This is a genomic window from Flavobacterium circumlabens (assembly GCF_004345565.1).
Classification (GTDB): Bacteria; Bacteroidota; Bacteroidia; order Flavobacteriales; family Flavobacteriaceae; genus Flavobacterium; species Flavobacterium circumlabens.
This window is the reverse complement of sequence record NZ_SLWA01000001.1, coordinates 969,000-989,510: the sequence shown is the minus strand read 5'-3', so window position 1 is coordinate 989,510 and position 20,511 is coordinate 969,000. Positions and strand designations below refer to the sequence as shown.

The following is a 20,511-nucleotide window of genomic DNA, read 5'->3' as shown; positions in this document are numbered from 1 at the left end:
AGCTAAGGATGACAATAAGTTTTAGAATCATTTTAATCTGTGTGAATCTGTGGCAAAAAGCATTTATCGCAAAGTATACCGCAGTCCGAAAAACCCGCGAATCGTTTGATTTTGCCCGTAGACATAAGTCGTGTCAAAAGTTAAACCGTAGGGATTATCGGGAGTATCTACTATTTGGCCTTTTGGAACTACGTTACCTCTCATGCCAATAGCCGTACCATCAGAAGTTTGCACGTTTTTGTCAAACGGGTCATTGGTTCTCGAAATCAAAAATGGATTGTTTTGCTTAGGTGTAAAGTTCAGTAAGTTCTTGATTCCGCCGTAAAGTTCAAAATTCTTCCATCCAAAGTACGTAAACTGAATATTCTGAATACTGTACCAGGGCGACTTCGGGCTTCTTGGATCTAAATCACTCAACAAGGGCAACTTCATCGGACTGTAGACATTTCCGGTATAATCCAATAGTAAATTCATCGAATCTATTTTGTACGAAACACTCCAGGTTGCCGTAAATTTCTCGGTTAAAAAAGGCGTCTGGGAAACTCCGTTTTCCACATTTTTGTTATCCAGAACAGTCGCTCCGACAATAAACTTTAATCCTGACGGAAAATTTAGATCTACATTCGTGCTGATTCCCTGACTCAACGCATAGCCATTAATGTTGTCATAAATGATTTTATTCGGATCCGTTTCATAATCGGATATGATTTTATTACTGAATCGCGTATAAAAAGCTGTAGTTTCAATTCCGATAAAAGTTCCGTTGGTAAAGTTTATTTTCTGAATATAATTCAGATTTACATTCACCGATTGTTCGGGTTTTAAATCACTTTTAATGACCACATCCCTGGAACCCGTAAGTGCTGCGTGATCTTCGGTAAATAAATTCACTACACGAAATCCGGTTCCGGCGTTCAGACGGAAAATCGTATTTTCATTCTTTTTCCACCGGTATGCCACTCGTGGTGTATAAATAGAACCGTGAATCGAGTTGTAATCGTAACGCATTCCCAGCAACACCTGACTTTTGGGAGAAAGCGTAATTTCATCCTGAACAAAAATTCCGGGCAGCCAGGTACTTTCGGCTTCTTTTGTCGCTGTAGTATTATCATCATAATAGGAATATCGATTGGCAATTCCGGCAAGAAAATCATTTCGGCCAATTTTCTTATCCCAGGTCAGTTGCAGAAAACCAATTTTTTGATTGGCAATATAAGATGTAGTTCCATAACGGCTGTCCTGATAATGTACGTTACCGGAGAACGAAAGCATCAATTTTTCTTCAAAAGGCAATTGATAACTTCCAATCAATTCCCCTCTTTTGGTATAAATACTTTCGCCGTAAATTTCATCTCCACCGCGGTACTTTTTCTCCCAACGAACGTCTCCGCCCCAGCGATCTTCGTACATTCCGCGTGCTGCGATGGTAAACAAACGATTATCATCGCGTAAAAAACTCCATTTATTAAAAACCGAAATCCTTTCAGAAAGCGTTACATCCGTAAAATTGTCTTTATCCTTATCAATAACCTGATTGTAATTGAAGTAATTGATTCCCAAAAGTGTCGTTGCTTTTTTGGTTGGATTGAATTTCATTCCCAAATCAACATTGGTTTCTAAGTAAGTGGTCGAAAAAACATCCGCAGAAAACAGCGGCGCGTTGGTTGGGTTTTTGGTAATAATGTTAATCAAACCGCCCACCGCTTCACTTCCGTATAAAGAAGAGGCCGGGCCTTTTACGATTTCAATTCTTTCTACCAGAGAATTCGGAATTCCGGACAAACCATAAACCGTTGAAAGACTGCTCACAATTGGCATTCCGTCAATTAAAACCAACGTATAGGGGCCTTCGAGTCCGTTAATGTGAATATCTCCCGTATTACACACGCCACAATTGAGCTGTGGCCTGACACCATTGATGTTTTGAAGAGCTTCATAAATACTTGGCGTTGGGTTTTTCTTAAAGAAAACCGGTGAATAAACCTCAACCGGAACAGCGCTTTCTAATCTTCTTACTGCTTTCAAAGTTCCGGAAACGACCACTTCATTCAGCTGATTCTCATTATCGGTCAATTCGAAATCGTACGATTGAATGGAATCCTTGACTACTTCTATTTTCTTTTTCAAAGTCTGAAATCCCATTTGAGAGACCTGAATGGTGTAATTTCCAGCAGCAACGTTTTCTAATTTATAATACCCTAAACTGTCGGTAACCGTTTTATGTTTTGTTCCTGCTAAATGAATGTTTACCAACTGCAATTTATGGCCTTCCGCTGAGACAAATCCACAGATAACAGAAGTTCCTTGTGCATAAGAATAGTTTAAACCAAACAAAAGCAATATCAAAAATAGTTTTTTCATTCTTGTAAAATTAAATTTAGGCAAAACTAAAAATTAAATTTGACAAATACAGTTTTAAATATAAAAATATTTAAATGTTTTCTAATTCAATGGATTGTGGTTATTATTGCCACAGATTTCACGGATTAAAAAGATTAATCATTTCAATCCGTGAAATCTGTGGCAAAAAAAAGATGGCTATACAAACGATTCGTCAATAAGCTCTTTATTGATCATGGCTCCGGCTAAAGAACCTGAAGAAACCGCCATAGCCACAGATCTTGCCTGAATATGGCAATCACCGCTGGCAAAAACTCCTGGAATCGTAGTTTTCTGAAAAGGATCTACCCGCAACAAGCCTTGTTCGGTTAATTCGCAACCTAAAGATTCCGGTAAAGGACAATGCTGTTCAAAAGGAGCCTTAAAGTAAATAGCTTTTACGCCTATTTTTGATTGGTTTTTAAAGATGATTTGGTGAACATTCCTATTTTCATGGTCTATGGCGACGATTTCTTCTTCAATAATTTCAACTTTATGTTTCTTCAGGATTTGAGTTTGTTCTAAACTTAAAGTTGATTTTCCATTTGTGATCAGTCGCAGGTCTTTGGACCAGTTCGAAATCATTTTGGCATATTCAAAACCCATATCACCATTTGCAATAATTGCTGTTTTCTCTTTTTTTACTTCATAGCCATGGCAATATGGGCAATGTATAATGGAAATACCCCAGCATTCCGCAAAACCGGCAATTTCCGGTAACAAATCTTTTACACCGGTTGCGAACAACACTTTTTTGGAAAGGAACACTTTTCCGGATTCCGTTGTGATTTCAAATCCGTTTTTCGTCTTAATGGCACTTATTGCTAATCCGTTGTAAAACTGAACGGTGTCGTAAAAATCGACCTGCACTTTGGCTTTCGCCGAAATAACGGCAGGTTTCTCGCCATCTTGTGTAATAAAATTATGCGAATGTGGTGTTTGTCGGTTACAAGGCAAACCGCTGTCAATCACCAAAACGTTTCGTAAAGAACGTCCTAAACTCATTGCGGCTGAGAGTCCGCTGTAACTTCCGCCGATAATAATAACTTCAAAGTTTGTGTCTTGTATCATGATTTTATTTTTTATGAGATTTATAATTTAGAAAATGTCCAATGATCATTCCGATGCCGCCAATAAAGATCAGATTCAGATGAATGTCCAGAAAAAATTCGCTCCAAACACTAATCCAGATCAAAGACATTGAAATAATAAGAATACTTGCTACCAATAAGCTGGATTTTTTAATAATTTTGAGAATTGCAAATAATCCTACGGTGGCAAAAGTCAAATCGACAAAAGGATTATGACTCAACCCCAAAGGCAGAATTGTAAGCAGCGGAAAAACCAAACAATGCACCAGACAAATGGTCGCACTTGAAATTCCTAAAATATCGTAAAAGTATGTTGAAACTTTCTTCATTTCTTGTATATTTGCTTAATGCAATTTTGTTGCAAATATACACTAAATTTTAAATAGCAACATAGTTGCGTTAATATATTTTAATTCTTAACGAATGAAAACAACACGTAATACCACAGCAAAGACGGCCGTTTTAGAGATTTTTGGTAAATCTAAAACGGCACTGTCCCATACCGAAATTTATAAATTAACCGCTGATTTATGCGATCGCGTTACGGTTTACAGAATATTGGATCGCTTGGTCAATGATGATATTGTGCATAAAATTGTAGGTCTTGACGGTACGGTTAAGTATGCGAAATGCCATCATGCGCATCCGGTTACGATACACAATCATGCTCATTTCAGCTGTGAAAACTGTCTTGAGATCACTTGTCTTGAAAGTGTAAAACCGAGTTATATCATTCCGCATAATTACAAAGTCAATGACATCAATTTTACCTTATCGGGATTGTGTCCGAATTGTTTAAATTCTAACATTTAGATTTTAGACTTGCCTAAAAATATTGTTGCGCAAATGTAATTTATACCTATATTTGTTCAAACAACATTTCTACAATGACCAAATCTTTAGAAGAAGTACACCAATCGGTTGCAACAGAGCATAAAAAAACAGGATTCAGAAAAATATTAGCCTTTTTAGGTCCGGCCTATTTAGTAAGCGTAGGCTATATGGATCCCGGAAACTGGGCAACAGACATTGCCGGAGGAAGCCAATTTGGTTACTCTTTACTTTGGGTTTTATTAATGAGTAACTTAATGGCTTTGTTGCTTCAAAGTTTAAGTGCCCGTCTTGGAATTGTAACACAACGGGATTTAGCACAGGCTTCCCGGGAAACGTACTCGAAGTTTATCAATTACATTTTATACTTTCTGTCCGAAATTGCGATTGCGGCCTGTGATTTGGCAGAAGTTTTAGGAATGGCGATCGGAATAAACCTTCTTTTTGATATTCCATTGATCGAAGGTGTTTTGATTACGGTTTTAGATACTTTTTTATTACTCTTCCTAATCAATAAAGGAATCCGTAAAATGGAAGCGTTTATAATTGTTCTGGTCGCGATTATCGGATTTTCATTCATTTTCGAAATGATATTTGCCGAACCGGAGCTGGACAAAGTACTGTACGGACTTATTCCGTCAATGCCAAATTCTGCTGCTTTGTATATCGCCATCGGAATTATTGGTGCTACTGTAATGCCCCACAATTTATACTTACACTCTTCTTTGGTACAAACCCGAAAATTTGACAGAACTCCGGCGGGAATCAAACAGGCTTTGAAATACAACTTTATAGATTCCACCATTGCTTTAAACCTTGCCTTTTTCGTCAATGCTGCTATTTTGATTTTGGCCGCGGCTACATTCTACAGAAACGGAATGTTTGAAGTTGCGGAAATTCAGGATGCACATCAGTTTTTACAGCCTTTACTGGGAACGAAATGGGCTCCGATTTTATTTGCGGTTGCTTTAATTGCTGCCGGACAGAGTTCGACTGTAACAGGAACTTTAGCCGGACAAATTGTAATGGAAGGTTATCTGAATTTACGCATACAGCCCTGGGTGCGAAGAATCATAACCCGTTTAATCGCCATTGTACCTGCTGTTATCGTGATTTTGATTTATGGCGAAAGCGTAACCGGAAAATTATTGATTCTGAGTCAGGTTATTTTGAGTTTACAATTAGGCTTTGCTATTATTCCTCTCATTCATTTTGTGAGCGATAAAACCAAAATGAAAGGGTTTCATATTTCGCGAACAACGCAGGTCGCTGCCTGGATTATTGCCCTGATCATCGTTTCATTAAATGCTAAATTGGTTTACGATGAAATTACTTCCTGGCTCGAAAACTCAAATCATCCAATCATTTTATGGGTTACAGTTGTTCCGCTTGCTTTTAGTTTTCTTGCCTTATTGTTATACATCATTGCGAAACCTTTTATCGCCAGAGCAAAATCAAATATTGAGAATCATTCCCCGCATCATTTAAAATTGCAATATTCTCCAAGGGAAACTTACAGCAAGAAAAACATCGCGATTTCCGTAGACTTTTCTAAAGCCGATGAAGCTGCGCTCAACAATGCCTTTGAATTGGGCGGAATTGATGCGCAATATACCTTAATTCATATTGTAGAAACTGTCGGCGCGTTAATGTACGGAGGTCATGTTGACGATCACGAAACCACTATCGATGAAAAATTATTATTAGAATACAAAGAGATGCTTTCCCAAAAGGGCTTCAGGATCGAAACAGAACTCGGTTTTGGAAAACCTAACACCGTGATTCCGAAGATTATCAATCAGGGTAATTTTGACATTTTGGTCATGGGAACCCACGGTCACACTGGCCTAAAAGATATTTTATTTGGAACAACCGTAGACAAATTGAGACATAAAATTTCGATACCTTTGTTGATTGTTAAAAAATAGGTGCAAAGTTCCAGAGTGACAAAGGTACAAAGGCTTAGAAACTATGAGCCTTTGTACCTTTGCAACTTTGAACCTCAAAAAATAAAAAAATGACTTTTTCAGAAGAAAATTATCTTAAATCAATATATCACCTTACGACTTCCAACGATTCGGAAGTGAGTACGAACGCTATTGCCGAAATGATGGAAACGAAAGCTTCCTCGGTTACGGATATGCTTAAAAAGCTGGCGGATAAAGATTTGGTAAATTATAAAAAGTACCAAGGGGTCTCTTTGACCGAAAATGGTAAACTGGCCGCAAAAATGATTGTTAGAAAGCACCGTTTGTGGGAAGTATTTTTGGTTGAAAAACTAAATTTCTCCTGGGATGAGGTTCACGATATTGCGGAACAGCTTGAACACATTAAATCGGAACAACTGATTAACCGACTGGATGATTTTCTGGGAAATCCGACGGAAGACCCTCATGGTGACCCGATTCCGGATGCTAACGGACGCATTGTTAAAATCGAAAAATACCTGCTTTCTGAATTAAACGAAGGGCAAACCGGAGTTTGTGTGGGCGTAAAAGATACTTCTTCAGAATTCCTGAAATATCTGGACAAACAGGAAATTGCTTTGGGATCAAAAATCGAATTTATTTCTAAGGAGTCTTTCGATTTATCGTTACGAATAAAAGTGGACAGCAGAGAATTGTCTATTTCTAATAAAATCGCTTCGAATTTGTTTGTGAAGCTGGTTTAGGATTTTTTCACGGAGATTCACGAAGAGCTGCACAGAGGTTCGAAGGTCTTATTCTTTTGTCAGACGGAGCGAAATCCAAGTCCGGCAAAGTAATTCAGCAGACGGGAGCTTCGACCTCGCTCAGCCTGATAAACCAAGTGCATTCTAGCCCCGATAGCAGTGGAAATCCTTTTATGGCGGGGTTCGCCATAAAAGATTGTAACGGATAGCGGGATTAGCTCCTCCAATCAATCCTTGGTATTAAACAATACCCTTCTCTATCATTTCGAGCATTACGGGTGACGCATTTTTAAAAGTTGGCTCTTGTTCGATAATACTTCCGGCGTTCTTTTTGTTTACTTTAAAAGTCACATCATTGTCTGTTGTAAACAATAAAGCGGTCAAAAACGGATTTTTAATATAGGTTCCCAAGACCAATAAAGCTTCATCTAAAGTGTGAGTGCTTTCTATTTCTTCGGTTTTATAGCGAGTCGTGAGTGAAATTGAATAGGTATCGTCTTCGTTTAATACTAAACGAAAATAGATGTTCTTGATCTCTGTATCGCCAATCGTTTTGGCTAAGGTCAGTTTGGCAAAAGTGCCATTTTGAATGCTTTCTTTGACGCGTTCGCAAAAAAGAGCGAATATAGGTTCGTACATTTTTTTAAGGTTCTAAGGTTCTGAGATGCTAAGGTTCTAAGTTTTTAATTACTTTGAGTCGCTTTGTGTTGGTTTACCGCAAATTTCGATACATTTTTTAATTTCCTTGTGTGCTTTGCGTAATTCTTTGCAAACTTTGCGGTTAGAAAAAATTACTTTCCTGTAAATTCAGCTTTGCGTTTTTCTAAGAATGCTGTTGTTCCTTCTTTAAAATCCTGAGTTCCGAAACATTTTCCGAAAGATTTTATTTCGGTTTCAAAACCATCTTTTCCATCTTTGTAATTCGCATTAATGGCTTTTATCGCTCTGCTGATCGCAAATGGAGCATTTTTAATAATTTTTTCGGCAATTCCTTTCGTAAACTCTAAAAGTTCTGCCTGAGGCACGACGTGATTCACCAGACCATTTTGTTTTGCTTCTTCTGCCGAAATCATGGCTGCGGTCATAATCATTTCCATCGCACGGCCTTTACCAACTAACTGAGGCAAACGCTGCGTTCCTCCATAACCCGGAATCAATCCTAAAGTTACTTCCGGCAATCCCATTTTAGCGTTGTCTGAAGCTACTCTGAAATGACAGGCCATTGCGAGTTCTAATCCACCGCCTAATGCAAAACCATTAACGGCCGCAATTACGGGTTTCTTTAAATTTTCAATATAATCAAATAACGTTTCTTGTCCTTCAGCTGCTAACTGAGCACCTTCAACAATTGTATAATTGGCAAATTCTGAAATATCAGCTCCGGCCACAAATGCTTTTTCGCCGCTTCCGGTAATGATAATCACACGAACGTCATCATTTTTTGCTAACAATTTTACGGCTTTACTTAAATCACTAATGGTCGCTTTGTTTAACGCATTTAGTTTTGTAGGCCTGTTTATTGTTACGGTTGCAATTTTTTCTTCGATTGCGATTAAAAGATTTTCGTAGTTCATGACGCTGAATTTATGAGTTTGTGATCGGTAAGGAAACTCTGAATGTGGTTCCTTTTCCGTATGTTGATTCAAAGGTAATTGTTCCTTTGTAATTTTCGATGATGTTTTTTATAATTCCGAGTCCAAGACCCATTCCACTGGTTTTGGTTGTGAATTTTGGTTCGAAAATCCTGCCGGTATCCTGTTTCTGGATCCCGATTCCGTTGTCTTTTACGGCTATTTCGACATTATCATTACGGCGCTTCACCGAAACTACAATAGATTTATGAAACTGACTTTCCGGAATGGCCTGCGTTGCATTTTTAACCAGATTGGTAATTACACGGATTAACTGTGTACGATCCATTTTAGAAATGATTTCCTGCTCCTGGCTTTCAAAAACAATATATTCTTCATTAAAAATATCCACTGAAAGCTCTACAACCTCAACCACGTTTAAGGTTTCGTTTTGTTGTGCCGGCATAGAAGCGAAATTTGAAAATGCAGACGCAACAGCGGTCATGGTATCAATCTGCTGAATTAAAGTTTCGGAATAATCGTTTAATTTTTGCTTTACATCCGGAGCCGTGGGATCAAATTTTCGTTGAAAACTCTGTACCGTCAAACGCATTGGCGTAAGCGGATTTTTAATTTCGTGGGCCACCTGTTTCGCCATTTCGCGCCAGGCTTCTTCACGTTCGCTTTGCGCCAGTTTGACCGCACTGGTTTCCAGCTTATCGACCATTCCGTTGTAGGCTTTAATCAGAAAGTTGACTTCTTTACTATTCGCTTCCAGAACAATCTTCTCGTTTTTCTGATCCAGATTGGTTTCTTCGAGGCGGTCTGAAATTGTTTTTAACGATTTTGTGATGTAGGTCGACAGAAAATAAGCCAGGGCAAAGGCCACCAAAAGCATGAAGGAATACACCTGACTTAAACGAATTAAGAATGTATTCAACTCGTTGTCATAATAACCGTCATCTTCTAAATAAGGGAGATTGAGGATTCCAAGCGGTTTGAACTTTTCATCTTTAATTAAGCTGTAAGACGATCTGTTTTTAACGCCATCTATGGTTTTAATATCTACAAAACGCTTTTCGATGGAAGACCGGACCAGTTTCAGGATATACTCCGGAATTGGCGGCGGCGCTTTGTCTACAGCAAAAGATTCTTTGGAAGATTTAAGCAATTTCCCGTCGAGGCTGTAAATATTAATTTCAATTTTATGAATCTGGGCTAACTCATGGATTTTATCTTTAAAAATTAAATCCAGATTTCCCGTTTTCAAAGGATATGTTGTCGTCGAAAGCACATAGTTAATGTGTTCTTTAACCGCATTTTCCTTACGTTCCAGACGTTCCTGGTGATATTCCTTGGCTTCATTTTTAAATTGAATAATCGAAATGGAAGCCAGTAAAAAAGATGCCACAACAATCAATACAATCATCGACAGGAAAATCCTGGTACGCAATGAAAGCATCGACATTTTGAAGTTGTTCAACATATTTTTAAGTTATGAATTATAAGTTATGAGTTATGCGTCATAAACTTACAACTCATAATTCATAACTCATAACTATTTTTTTTCTCTTATTCTCTTGTAAAATCTAAAACCCAGCATAATGATAATGGAGAACAAAAAGATTCCGATTACGCCGAAAATCCAGTTGATAGCGCTTTTTAAAACTACCAGAAAAACAACTGCGAATAATATAATAGTAGCGCCTTCATTCCATAAACGCATAAAATTGTTGGAATATTTCACCTCATCGTTTTGCAATTGCCTGAAAATCTGATGACATTTTGCATGGTACAAATAAAGCAGAAAAACGAAACACAATTTTACGTGCATCCACGGCATTTTAAGCCAGGCATTTCCTAAGTCGGTAAAAAGCAGCATCCAAAAAGCAAAAATACTCGCCAAAATTGCCGAGGGCCAGGTAATAATGTACCACAAACGGTACGTCATTATTTTATATTGCGCTTGTAGAATCTCTTTTTCCGGAGATGGTTTTTGGCTGGCTTCAATTTGATACACAAACAAACGCACAATATAAAATAAACCGGCAAACCAGGTTATTACAAAAATAAGATGTAACGATTTTAAGTAGTTATAATATTCCATTGTTATTTGTTTCAAGTTTCAAGTTTAAGGTTTTTTCTAAAGTTGATTATGACTTGAAACCTTAAACCTGAAACAACTATTTTTTAGCCCAGTCATTAATCCAGTTACTCACGGTCTGACACCATTCGTCGCCGTCATTCAGACACGGAACAGCCAGAAACTGCTCACCTCCGTTTGCCTCAAAGTCTTCTTTGGCACGCATGGCGATTTCTTCCAGTGTTTCTAAACAATCCGAAACGAAAGCCGGTGTTACAACTGCCAGATTTTTGATTCCTTTTGCCGGCATTTTATCAATTTCAATATCCGTGTAAGGCTCCAGCCATTTATCCCCTGCTAATCTGGATTGAAAAGTCAGACTGTATTTATCGGCCGGAAGTCCTAATAACTTCACCACTTGTCTTGTCGTTTCATAACATTGGTGACGGTAACAAAAATCATGCGCCGGAGATGGCGTGTTACAACAAGAACCGTCAATTTTACAATGTGATTTGGTTATATCTGTTTTACGAATATGGCGTTCCGGAATTCCGTGGTAGGAGAACAATAAATGATCGTATTCAAATCCTGCCAGATGTTTTTGAATTGAATCGGCCAGGTTTTTAATATAATCGGGTTTGTTGTAAAAAGCAGGAACATCAGTAAAAGTCATTTGTGGAAATTTCTTCTTTCTGATTTCTTCGGCCTTAACTAAAATGGTCAAAGTCGAAGCCATGGCATATTGCGGATATAAAGGAAAAAGCATTACCTCAGTAACTCCTTTATCATGCAATTCCTGAAGTCCCTTTTCGATTGTCATGCTTCCGTAACGCATTGCTAATGCAACCGGTACGTTTACCAAGGGCTGCACTTTCTTCTGCATTCTTTCGGAAAGAACAACTAACGGAGAACCTTCGTCCCACCATATTTTTGCGTAAGCATGTGCTGATTCTTCCGGTCTTTTTCTCAGAATGATCCCTCGAACTAATAAAGCCCGCAATAAATACGGAACGTCGATCACGTATTTATCCATTAAAAATTCGTCTAAATACGGCTTTACGTCTTTTGGGGTTGGACTTTCGGGAGATCCTAAATTTACTAATAATACGCCTTTCATTATGTTATTTTGCTTTAGGCTTTAAGCTTTAGGCTTTAAGCATTGTTGGTTTAAATTTTCGTCAAAAATATGGTGTGAACCTTTTCGGAAATATGATATTTATTACTTTTTATTTATTGTTGAATATCAAAAATTGATTTCATATACTTAAATCTGTTACTAGCGAATGAATAATTTGTCTAAAAATTAGCCCGCAGATTTGCTGATAAAGCAGATTTTAAAAAATCAAGCCGGCAGCTAATCACATTTTATTTATAATAAAATCTGCTTTATCAGCAAAATCTGCATGAAACAAAACATTATTTAACCCTAAACATTCGTATTAATCGACATCAGGTATTTTTTGGGAGTTGTGGCAAATTTTTTCTTGAATGCCGCAATGAAGTGACTTCCGGTGCTGTAACCAATTTTCAATCCTACTTCATTTACATTGTAAGATCCGCTGTCCAGCAGTTTTCTGGCGAAATCCATTTTGTAATCAAACAGAAAACCGTAGACTGTGTCGCCGTAAATTTGTTTGAAACCCATTTTCAGTTTCTTCAAAGTCAATCCAATTTCATCGGCCAGTTCCTGTAGTCCCGGAGGTTCAGCCATATTGGCGATAATAATTTCTTTGGCTTTTCGGATTTTCAAAACATTGTCCTCATCAATTAAAAACGGACATTGTTCTGCGTTCGGATCTTCGGTTCTGTTAAAATACAAACTCAGCAATTCGTATCCTTTACCTTTATAATAGAGGTTCTTTATGGAGGGATGAAGATTGTAATGAAACAACTGACTCAATACAATCGACATTGACGGACTGATATTCCCTTCATTATAATATTTTTTATCTTTATTGTCCGGGCTTAAAAATGTAATATAGTTGGCTTCTGCAGAAAACAACGCGTGAAATTTCTTAATTGAAACAATAACAGAAATCACCCACGAATTTGGAGCAAGCTCTAAATGAAGCGGTAACTCTTTTTGTGGATTGTACAAAAGCAGCGATTTTTCCTCCTTTAGTTCCAAAGCATAATTACCCTGATTGAACAAAAATTTGGCATTGCCTTTTAGTCCGAAATGAAACTGTATCAAACCACTACCCACTTCACGCTGAGCAAAAAAAGGTTCTGAACTGTCGTTTTGAAAACGGATCAGCGTAAAGTCGTCTTCAATTTTTATTTCTTCCTCCATTTTTGATTTACTTTATTCCGGTTACTATTGTCGTTTTTAATAAAACGAATAATTGACCTTTCAAAATTAAATCTTTTTGATGGTTTATTGTTTACTTGCTCCTAAATTTATAAAATCTTTATTGTTTTGATCCGTTATTTCAAAACCGCATCAATCTGAATGTTTATTTTATTAGAAATTTTGCTTTTAACGAGGGATGGTATTGCAATATTAAAATCACTGGCATTCACACTAAAAGCAGACCCGATACTAATTCCTGATGCCGACTTGCTTATTCTTGCTGTGGTGGTGATATCCTTAGATTTTCCGTGAAGTTCCAATTTTCCTTTTATACTAAAATCCTTAGGATTTGCGGTCAAGCTGTTTGGATCAAATTCTTCTATTTTTCCTTTGAATGTTGCTTTTGGATATTGGTCACTTTCAACATAATTTTCATTAAAATGTTCTTCCATCAAAGCGACTTTGAATCGAAATCCTTTCATTAAAGCCAGGCTTGCAATTTCTCTTGTTGCAGGATTCAGCACAAAAGTAACACTGGAATTGGTTGCCTTAACTTCTTCAAAAGAAGCAACTGAGGCTTCAAAAGTAATCTTTCCCGATTTACTGATCATTTTTTGTTGCGAAAAGCCAACCGCAGAAACAGATAACATTCCTATGAGTATGATTTTTTTCATGTTTTTGATTTTAAGTTAATTTTGCGGCATTTTACTCCTTTCAACGGTGTAATTGTTTTAGCTCTGTTTTAAAACAGCAATCATCTGAACTTTGACTTTATCATCAAGTTTGTACTTAATCAGTGATGGAATTGGGATGCTAAAATCACTCGCATTTACTCCGAAATCTGAAATAATGGTAATTCGGGAACTCGTCTTGGTAATTTTTGCAGTAGCCTTTATATCTTTCGATTTACCGTGAAGTTCTAATTTTCCTTTTATTATATAATCTTTATAGTCTTGAGTCAAATTATTTGTGTCAAATCCTTCTATTTGTCCTCTAAAAATAGCTTTGGGATATTTATCCGTTTCCATGTAATTTTCATTAAAATGTTCTTCCATCAAAGCCATTTCAAACTGGAATCCTTTCATTAATGCTAAGCTTGCAATTTCACCTGTTACCGGATTTAAAACAAAGGTTACACTACTGTTGGTTCCCATGACTGGCTGAAAAGAAGGAACTGAAGCTTCAAAAGTTATTGTCCCTGATTTAGTTAACATTTTTTCCTGCGAAAAAACAACGAATGAAGCCAATAGGATTGGTAGTAGTACGGTTTTTTTTATCATTCTACTGTAAATCATTGCTCTAATAATCCATCTTGTTCCCACTTTTTAATCACATCGATTGTAGCTTGTGGCAATCTTGGTCCGCCTTGTGGCATTAAGGAACTATTCCCGTTTTCTAAAGAAATCCGGGTAAGCAATCCACGATTTAAAACCGCATTTTTCACCTGGTCATAGTTAACTAAGGACATAGGAGCTCCGTTTTTAGGAACTGCTGCATGACACACCACACAGTTATTATCAATAATAGATTTCACATTCATATTGTATGTCGCTAAACCTGTAATTGGTGCGGTGTCCATTAAAGTACTGGGGTTATCATCGGTACAACTCACAAGAACTGAAGCAAATGATAAACCGACGAAGAGTGTTTTTAAATTCATAACGATTGGTTTTTAGTTTATAAAGCATAAATGATTTTACGAACTGCAAAATCATTTTGAAGACATATACGTTGAAATGAATGATACAGATTTGGCAAAACGCATATTTGACAGTTTAAATCCAATAGGTATTTTTTAACGTAGATAATTCCAAACACTAAAAACCAGCCATGAGAAAAAAAATACTTATAACAATTTCCCTTTTCCTGATAATCGGAATTTCCGTTTACCTCTACAGCTATAAAGGGCATAGGGATATCGAATCGGAAACTGCAGATTATGTAGTGACGGTTCACGGGCTCGAAAAAGAATTTACTTCTAATGATAGTCTGGCTTACCTCAAATACCAGGACAAAACGATTGAATTGACCGCACAAGTAACCACTATTGATACCGCCAGTAATGGAATTGTTATGGGCGAAAAAATATTTGCAACATTCAAAGACCCTTTACCAAAAGATATTACATCTGGTAAAATGCTAAAAATCAAAGGACGGTTTTTGGGATATGATGAACTGTTACAGGAATTTAAAATAGACCAATCTTCAGTTGTACACTAAAAACAAATAACAATTTAAAACTAACCACATGAAAAAGCTCATTCTATTCTTATTTTTATTTCCATTATTAACCTATTCCCAGGACGACTTATTGTCCGGAGTAGAGACGCCCGTTACAAAAGAAAAGGTCACATCTGCCTTTAAAGCCCTGAAGATTGTTAACCTGGAATCTACAAAACTGGCGGCAAAAGGAGACTTGTATTTTGTTGTTGCGCACCGGTTTGGCTCTGTAAAAGATGGTTTCGAAGGCTTCTACGGACTGGATAATGCCAATACGCAAATAAAATTCATTTATGGATTAACCAATGGCCTCAACATAAGTGCAGCCCGAAGTGAATTTGCGTATGACTTTGCAACAAAATATACTTTATTACCTCAGATAAAAGACGGGTTTCCTGTTGCTATTGCCGGTTTTAACAGTTTGTCTATAAACAATACACTTAAAGAAAGTCTGTATCCGAAACTTCAATTTCAAAACAGGCTGACTTATGTAGCGCAACTGTTAATTTCGAGAAAATTTTCTGAAAGACTTTCTTTAGAAGTCGTTCCCACATTTTTTCATGAAAATTTTGTTGAAGATACAGAACAAAGTAATTCCCAGTATGCCGTAGGATTCGGAGGCAGATATAAATTTGCGAAACGCTGGTCACTAAATGTTGATTATGCCGCGCATTTAAACAGGGCATCCAATTCTCTTTATAAAAATCCATTATCTATAGGTTTTGATTTAGAAACCGGCGGACACGTTTTCCAAATGCATTTTACCAGTTCTCAGGCAATTGATGAAGCTGGATATCTAGGAAGAACCACTGGTGACTGGACAAAAGGCGATGTATTTTTTGGGTTCAATCTGGCGAGAGTTTTCTAAGATGAATTCGATCTACAACGTTTTAGCTATTTAAAATTATTCTAAACTAACCTTTTCCTTCTTTTAAATAAAACCAAGCCAAAAAAGTGCCCGTATATAGCTATTAAAATCCAATCATTTTAAAAATCAGCTTTATGAAAATTAACAAAATAATAAAAAAAGGACTTTGGATGGGATTGATAATTACAGTCTTATTTTTTGCCATTCTTCTTTTCCACATTATTACGGCTAAGCCTGCTGTTTACGAAACTCCAAATCTGCAAGTAAGCCGGATCGACTTTAAAACCAATATAGATTCTGTTCAGGCGAAACAAATCTGTTCAGATTTAAGATCTATTAAAGGATTGACCTCAGATTCTATCATCGTTAAAAGAAATGTGGTTGTTTACTTCCACAACAATAAAATCACTAGTTCTAAAAAAGTATATGACGAGCTAATGGCGAAAAGACATTACGACGCTCAGCGTTATATTTTACCCGCCGATTTGGCGAATAAAGAAGTTTGTCCTATGGACCAAAATAGTTTGAGCTACAAATTATCTCAGAAAATAAATCAATTTTTTAATTAACCCTTTAATATTATTATTATGAAAATTTATTCTAAAATTACACTTAGTGTATTACTCGTTGCATCAGCGACTCTGACTTCCTGCAGTAGCAATGATGATGACGCTCCGGCACCACCGGTTGTAAAAGCATCAATTTATGAGCGCCTGGGCGGAACTAAAATGGTTGCCGATCCGGATAATTCAGGTCAAATGATCGAACAGGGACGTTTAAGCTTCCGTAAAGTGGTGAATTCAACTATAGGATTAATTGTTGCAGACGTTCAGTCGAATGCTTCAGGAAATTTACAAGCGCATTTTGCTCCTTTATTAGCAGAAACAGGAACTACCCAGGCAACTAATATTGCTAAATTATCAGATAATTTAACTGATTTCTTTTCGTTCAACACGGGAGGTACCAATGCTGTAAACACCTATTCTGGTTTGAGTATGACAGCGGCACATAACCCTGCAACAAATCCGCGTATGGGAACAAAATCCAGTAGTGCGGATTATACAAAATTTGAAGGGTATGTAGGCGCTGCAGCCAATGCAAATGGTGTTGCTTCAAATACAGAACTTTATACTGATATCGTTGCTGTTTTAGAATCATTGAGAACTCCTATTGTTCAAAAATAATTTTCTTCTCAAAAACGCTACCTTTTCAGGTAGCGTTTTTATTTAAATTACTATATTTTATTATAAATACGCACATTAATAAGATGAAAGCGAATCATTTATAAATAGTAATTACATATACCGAACCCATAGCGATATTTTTTCGCACATCGTTTAAGACAAAAACAAGGTTGTTATTTAGAATAAGTATATATAACACATTATTGAATGCTTGATATCATTATAAATGGCGAAAAATACTATTTAGAATGCCATTTTGAATCAATTTATTCCATAGCGATATAAAAAGTACCTCTAGCGTTGTTTTTATAAAATAGTTAGTAATAATTTTGTTGAACTTTTTAAGGAAAGCATAATATGGAAAATTTTAACATGTCCAAAACCACCACTTTTTACGCATTAGGTTTAAGTTATAAAAAAGCAGATGCCACTATTAGAGGAAAATTTAGTTTAGATACTAAAGCACAATCTGATTTGTTGGTACAAGCCAAATCGGAAGGTATAGAATCATTAATTGTCACTTCTACTTGTAACAGAACTGAAATATATGGTTTTGCTAATCATCCATATGAATTAATCAAATTGCTTTGCGAAAACAGCAATGGTTCAGTAGAAGAATTTAGAGAGGTTGCTTACATCTATAAAAATCAGGAAGCTGTTAACCACATGTTTCGCGTAGGAACAGGTTTAGACAGTCAGATTTTGGGTGATTTTGAAATCATCAGCCAGATTAAAAACGCTTTTAACCATAGTAAATTAGAAGGTTTAGTAAATACATTTCTGGATCGCTTAGTAAACTCCGTTATTCAGGCGAGTAAAAAAATCAAAACAGATACTGAAATTTCTTCTGGTGCAACATCCGTTTCGTTTGCATCAGTTCAATATATTATCCGAAATGTAGAAGACATCGGAAACAAAAACATTTTATTATTCGGAACAGGAAAAATAGGAAGAAATACCTGTGAAAATTTAGTAAAACACACCAAAAACGGCCACATCACCCTTATAAACAGAACAAAAAACAAGGCTGAAATATTGGCCGGAAAACTAAATGTTATTGTAAAAGATTACGCCAATTTACAAGAAGAAATACAACAGGCAGATGTACTGGTCGTAGCTACAGGAGCACAAAATCCAACTATCGACAAAACATTGCTGAATTTAAAGAAACCTTTATTGATTTTGGACTTATCCATTCCAAGAAATGTAAATCCGGATGTAGAACAAATACCGGGAGTAACTTTAATACATTTGGATTATTTGTCTCAAATTACAGATGATACACTGGAAAGAAGAAAACAACATATTCCTGCTGCCGAAGCTATCATTGAAGACATGAAATTAGAATTGAATACCTGGGTAAATGGTAGAAAATATGCCCCGACAATTCATGCATTAAAAGCAAAACTAAGTGATATTGTAGCCGGTGAACTGGCTTTTCAAAAAAAGAAAACAAGCAATTTTGATGAAGCTCAGGCGGATTTAATCAGCTCCAGAATTATTCAAAAAATAACAAATCAATTTGCAACTCACTTAAAAAATGAAAATACTTCATTGGACGAAAGTATTGAGTTTATTGAAAAAGTATTTCAAATAGGACAGCTTGCACCAAAAAACACTCCTTCACCAGTCGAAGAAAAATACAAAATCAATCTGTCATAAACAGTTTAAAATAAGGTTCCTTAATTTCCGGGATTTCAAAACAATATGGTTCAAAAAGTTATTAGAATAGGAACTCGCGATAGCGAATTAGCACTTTGGCAGGCTCATACTGTCGAAAAAAAACTGAACGATTTAGGATATAAAACAGCTATTATTGCTGTAAAATCCACAGGTGATATTATTCTGGACAAACCACTCTACGAACTTGGAATTACAGGAATTTTTACCAAAACGTTAGACATTGCAATGATTAATGGCGACATTGACATTGCCGTTCACTCCATGAAAGACGTACCAACCGCTTTACCAAAGGGCATCGTTCAGGCAGCAGTTCTGGAAAGAGCCAATGTTCTGGATATTTTGGTTCACAAAGGAAATCCCGATTTTACAAAAACAAGCACCGTTGCAACCGGAAGTTTAAGACGTCAGGCCATGTGGCTCCATAAATACCCCAATCATACTGTAGTTGATTTACGCGGTAATGTAAACACCCGTATGCAAAAGCTACAAGATAATAATTGGGACGGAGCTGTTTTTGCCGCTGCAGGTTTGGAGCGCATTAATTTAACCCCTGAAAATCACATCAATTTAGACTGGATGATTCCGGCGCCCGCACAAGGAGCCATGCTTGTTGTGGCGATGGAAAACGACAATTATACGCTGGATGCATTATCACAGCTCAATCATATTGAAACGGAGATCTGTACCTATATCGAACGTCAGTTTTTAAGGACTTTAGAAGGTGGCTGTACAGCACCAATCGGGGCTTTGGTTCGTTATAACGAAGACGAAGATACACTTCATTTTCAAGGAGTTTTACTTTCTGTTGACGGAAAACAAAAGCTGGAAATTGACAAAACAGTTGCCATTGAAGAATGGAAAAAACTGGGATTCTTCGCTGCTCAGGAAATTCTGAACAATGGCGGAGCCGAATTGATGCAAACTATTAAAGAATCACTAAAAAAATAATGGCAAAACCAATTCAAATAGTCGCTACAAAAAAGCTGTCGGGCGAACAAAAAGAAGCATTGACAAAAGCCAATATTGAAGTAATCGAAGCTGATTTTATTCAAACGCAAAACAAACCTTTCGAACTAAAAGATCTCAACGAAAATCTGATTTTTACCAGTCAGAATGCCGTTCACAGCGTTTTATCGAATCCGGAATCAGAAAAACTGAAAAGTAAAAATGTTTTTTGCGTGGGTTTAAAAACGAAAATCCTTTTATCGGAGAGCGGTTTTAATGTTGTCGCCTACACCGGTTATGCATCAGATTTAGCCGAAATTATCACTTTGATTTACCGTAATGAAAGCTTTACTTTTTTCAGCGGAAACCTTCGCAGAGAAACGTTACCGAAAGCCTTAAAAGACGGTGAAGTAAAATTCAATGAAATTCAGGTTTATGATACTTCATTAACCCCCCAGAAAATAAAAACAGCTCCGGATGGAATTCTGTTTTTCAGTCCTTCCGGCGTTGAAAGTTATCTGAAAGAAAATACCATTAAAAAAGAAAAATGCTTCTGCATTGGAGATACCACCGCAGACGCTTTAGATAAAATCACCAAAAACATCATCATTGCAGATCAGCCAACGGTTGAGGATGTTATTGAAGATGTTATTGAAGAATATAAATAATAATAAACAAACCCGACAGGTTTT

The 20,511-nt window shown here is 36.7% G+C and carries 22 protein-coding genes; 10 read left to right on the top strand and 12 right to left on the bottom strand.

Annotated features, from left to right (window positions below; genetic code table 11):
• Window positions 1-63: 63 nt before the first annotated feature.
• From EV142_RS04175 to EV142_RS04165, 3 genes are all read right to left on the bottom strand, one after another.
• Window positions 64-2,361: a TonB-dependent receptor gene (locus tag EV142_RS04175; protein WP_132032981.1), complete on the bottom strand. Its 2,298-nt coding sequence runs from the start codon at window positions 2,359-2,361 to the stop codon at window positions 64-66.
• A 177-nt stretch (window positions 2,362-2,538) separates the two neighbouring features.
• Window positions 2,539-3,450: an NAD(P)/FAD-dependent oxidoreductase gene (locus tag EV142_RS04170; RefSeq protein WP_132032979.1), complete on the bottom strand. Its 912-nt coding sequence runs from the start codon at window positions 3,448-3,450 to the stop codon at window positions 2,539-2,541.
• Between the two features lie 4 nt (window positions 3,451-3,454).
• Window positions 3,455-3,799 carry a MerC family mercury resistance protein gene (locus EV142_RS04165; protein ID WP_132032977.1) on the bottom strand — a complete coding sequence of 115 codons (345 nt, stop codon included), beginning with the start codon at window positions 3,797-3,799 and terminating at the stop codon, window positions 3,455-3,457.
• Between the two features lie 94 nt (window positions 3,800-3,893).
• Between EV142_RS04165 and EV142_RS04160 the strand changes: the two genes are divergently transcribed.
• The 3 genes from EV142_RS04160 (at window position 3,894) to EV142_RS04150 (ending at window position 6,972) form a co-directional block, all read left to right on the top strand.
• Window positions 3,894-4,283 carry a Fur family transcriptional regulator gene (locus EV142_RS04160; protein WP_132032975.1) on the top strand — a complete coding sequence of 130 codons (390 nt, stop codon included), beginning with the start codon at window positions 3,894-3,896 and terminating at the stop codon, window positions 4,281-4,283.
• A 74-nt stretch (window positions 4,284-4,357) separates the two neighbouring features.
• Complete coding sequence (locus EV142_RS04155) at window positions 4,358-6,229, top strand: Nramp family divalent metal transporter (protein ID WP_132032973.1); 1,872 nt, start codon at window positions 4,358-4,360, stop codon at window positions 6,227-6,229.
• Between the two features lie 89 nt (window positions 6,230-6,318).
• Window positions 6,319-6,972 (top strand): metal-dependent transcriptional regulator, encoded by a 654-nt coding sequence (locus tag EV142_RS04150; protein ID WP_132032971.1) that lies wholly within the window; start codon window positions 6,319-6,321, stop codon window positions 6,970-6,972.
• A 240-nt stretch (window positions 6,973-7,212) separates the two neighbouring features.
• Here EV142_RS04150 and EV142_RS04145 read toward each other — a convergent pair whose 3' ends face one another.
• The 9 genes from EV142_RS04145 to EV142_RS04105 all read right to left on the bottom strand — a co-directional run bounded on the left by EV142_RS04145 (window position 7,213) and on the right by EV142_RS04105 (window position 14,498).
• A complete protein-coding gene (locus EV142_RS04145) occupies window positions 7,213-7,611 on the bottom strand; it encodes a hypothetical protein (RefSeq protein WP_132032969.1) in 399 nt (132 codons plus the stop codon).
• 152 nt (window positions 7,612-7,763) lie between these two features.
• Window positions 7,764-8,546 (bottom strand): enoyl-CoA hydratase/isomerase family protein, encoded by a 783-nt coding sequence (locus EV142_RS04140; protein ID WP_132032967.1) that lies wholly within the window; start codon window positions 8,544-8,546, stop codon window positions 7,764-7,766.
• Between the two features lie 10 nt (window positions 8,547-8,556).
• Window positions 8,557-9,972 (bottom strand): ATP-binding protein, encoded by a 1,416-nt coding sequence (locus tag EV142_RS04135; protein WP_132033201.1) that lies wholly within the window; start codon window positions 9,970-9,972, stop codon window positions 8,557-8,559.
• A 129-nt stretch (window positions 9,973-10,101) separates the two neighbouring features.
• On the bottom strand, window positions 10,102-10,650 hold the full coding sequence (locus EV142_RS04130; RefSeq protein ID WP_132032965.1) for a CopD family protein: 549 nt from the start codon (window positions 10,648-10,650) through the stop codon (window positions 10,102-10,104).
• 76 nt (window positions 10,651-10,726) lie between these two features.
• Window positions 10,727-11,743 (bottom strand): ferrochelatase, encoded by a 1,017-nt coding sequence (hemH, locus tag EV142_RS04125; protein ID WP_132032963.1) that lies wholly within the window; start codon window positions 11,741-11,743, stop codon window positions 10,727-10,729.
• A gap of 309 nt (window positions 11,744-12,052) precedes the next feature.
• Window positions 12,053-12,919, bottom strand: coding sequence for an AraC family transcriptional regulator (locus tag EV142_RS04120; RefSeq protein WP_132032961.1), 867 nt, complete (start codon window positions 12,917-12,919; stop codon window positions 12,053-12,055).
• A gap of 134 nt (window positions 12,920-13,053) precedes the next feature.
• Complete coding sequence (locus tag EV142_RS04115) at window positions 13,054-13,593, bottom strand: YceI family protein (RefSeq protein ID WP_132032960.1); 540 nt, start codon at window positions 13,591-13,593, stop codon at window positions 13,054-13,056.
• A 57-nt stretch (window positions 13,594-13,650) separates the two neighbouring features.
• A complete protein-coding gene (locus EV142_RS04110) occupies window positions 13,651-14,199 on the bottom strand; it encodes a YceI family protein (protein ID WP_132032958.1) in 549 nt (182 codons plus the stop codon).
• Window positions 14,200-14,210: 11 nt separating this feature from the next.
• A complete protein-coding gene (locus EV142_RS04105) occupies window positions 14,211-14,498 on the bottom strand; it encodes a hypothetical protein (RefSeq protein WP_244606807.1) in 288 nt (95 codons plus the stop codon).
• A 251-nt stretch (window positions 14,499-14,749) separates the two neighbouring features.
• Here EV142_RS04105 and EV142_RS04100 point away from each other — a divergent pair, with 251 nt between their 5' ends.
• The 7 genes from EV142_RS04100 to EV142_RS04070 all read left to right on the top strand — a co-directional run bounded on the left by EV142_RS04100 (window position 14,750) and on the right by EV142_RS04070 (window position 20,487).
• Entirely contained in the window at window positions 14,750-15,139 is a 390-nt protein-coding gene (locus EV142_RS04100; protein ID WP_132032954.1) for a hypothetical protein, read from the top strand.
• A gap of 28 nt (window positions 15,140-15,167) precedes the next feature.
• A complete protein-coding gene (locus EV142_RS04095) occupies window positions 15,168-16,007 on the top strand; it encodes a DUF5777 family beta-barrel protein (RefSeq protein WP_132032952.1) in 840 nt (279 codons plus the stop codon).
• A gap of 134 nt (window positions 16,008-16,141) precedes the next feature.
• Complete coding sequence (locus EV142_RS04090) at window positions 16,142-16,576, top strand: hypothetical protein (RefSeq protein WP_132032950.1); 435 nt, start codon at window positions 16,142-16,144, stop codon at window positions 16,574-16,576.
• Window positions 16,577-16,594: 18 nt separating this feature from the next.
• Window positions 16,595-17,191 (top strand): globin family protein, encoded by a 597-nt coding sequence (locus EV142_RS04085; RefSeq protein WP_132032948.1) that lies wholly within the window; start codon window positions 16,595-16,597, stop codon window positions 17,189-17,191.
• Window positions 17,192-17,548: 357 nt separating this feature from the next.
• The gene (hemA, locus tag EV142_RS04080) at window positions 17,549-18,853 is read left to right on the top strand and encodes a glutamyl-tRNA reductase (protein ID WP_132032946.1); all 1,305 of its coding nucleotides are present in this window, start codon (window positions 17,549-17,551) and stop codon (window positions 18,851-18,853) included.
• A gap of 45 nt (window positions 18,854-18,898) precedes the next feature.
• Window positions 18,899-19,822, top strand: a complete 924-nt coding sequence (gene hemC / locus EV142_RS04075) for a hydroxymethylbilane synthase (RefSeq protein ID WP_132032944.1) — start codon at window positions 18,899-18,901, stop codon at window positions 19,820-19,822.
• The gene (locus EV142_RS04070) at window positions 19,822-20,487 is read left to right on the top strand and encodes a uroporphyrinogen-III synthase (protein ID WP_132032942.1); all 666 of its coding nucleotides are present in this window, start codon (window positions 19,822-19,824) and stop codon (window positions 20,485-20,487) included. Before hemC ends, EV142_RS04070 begins: the two co-directional genes overlap by 1 nt.
• Window positions 20,488-20,511 lie beyond the last annotated feature (24 nt).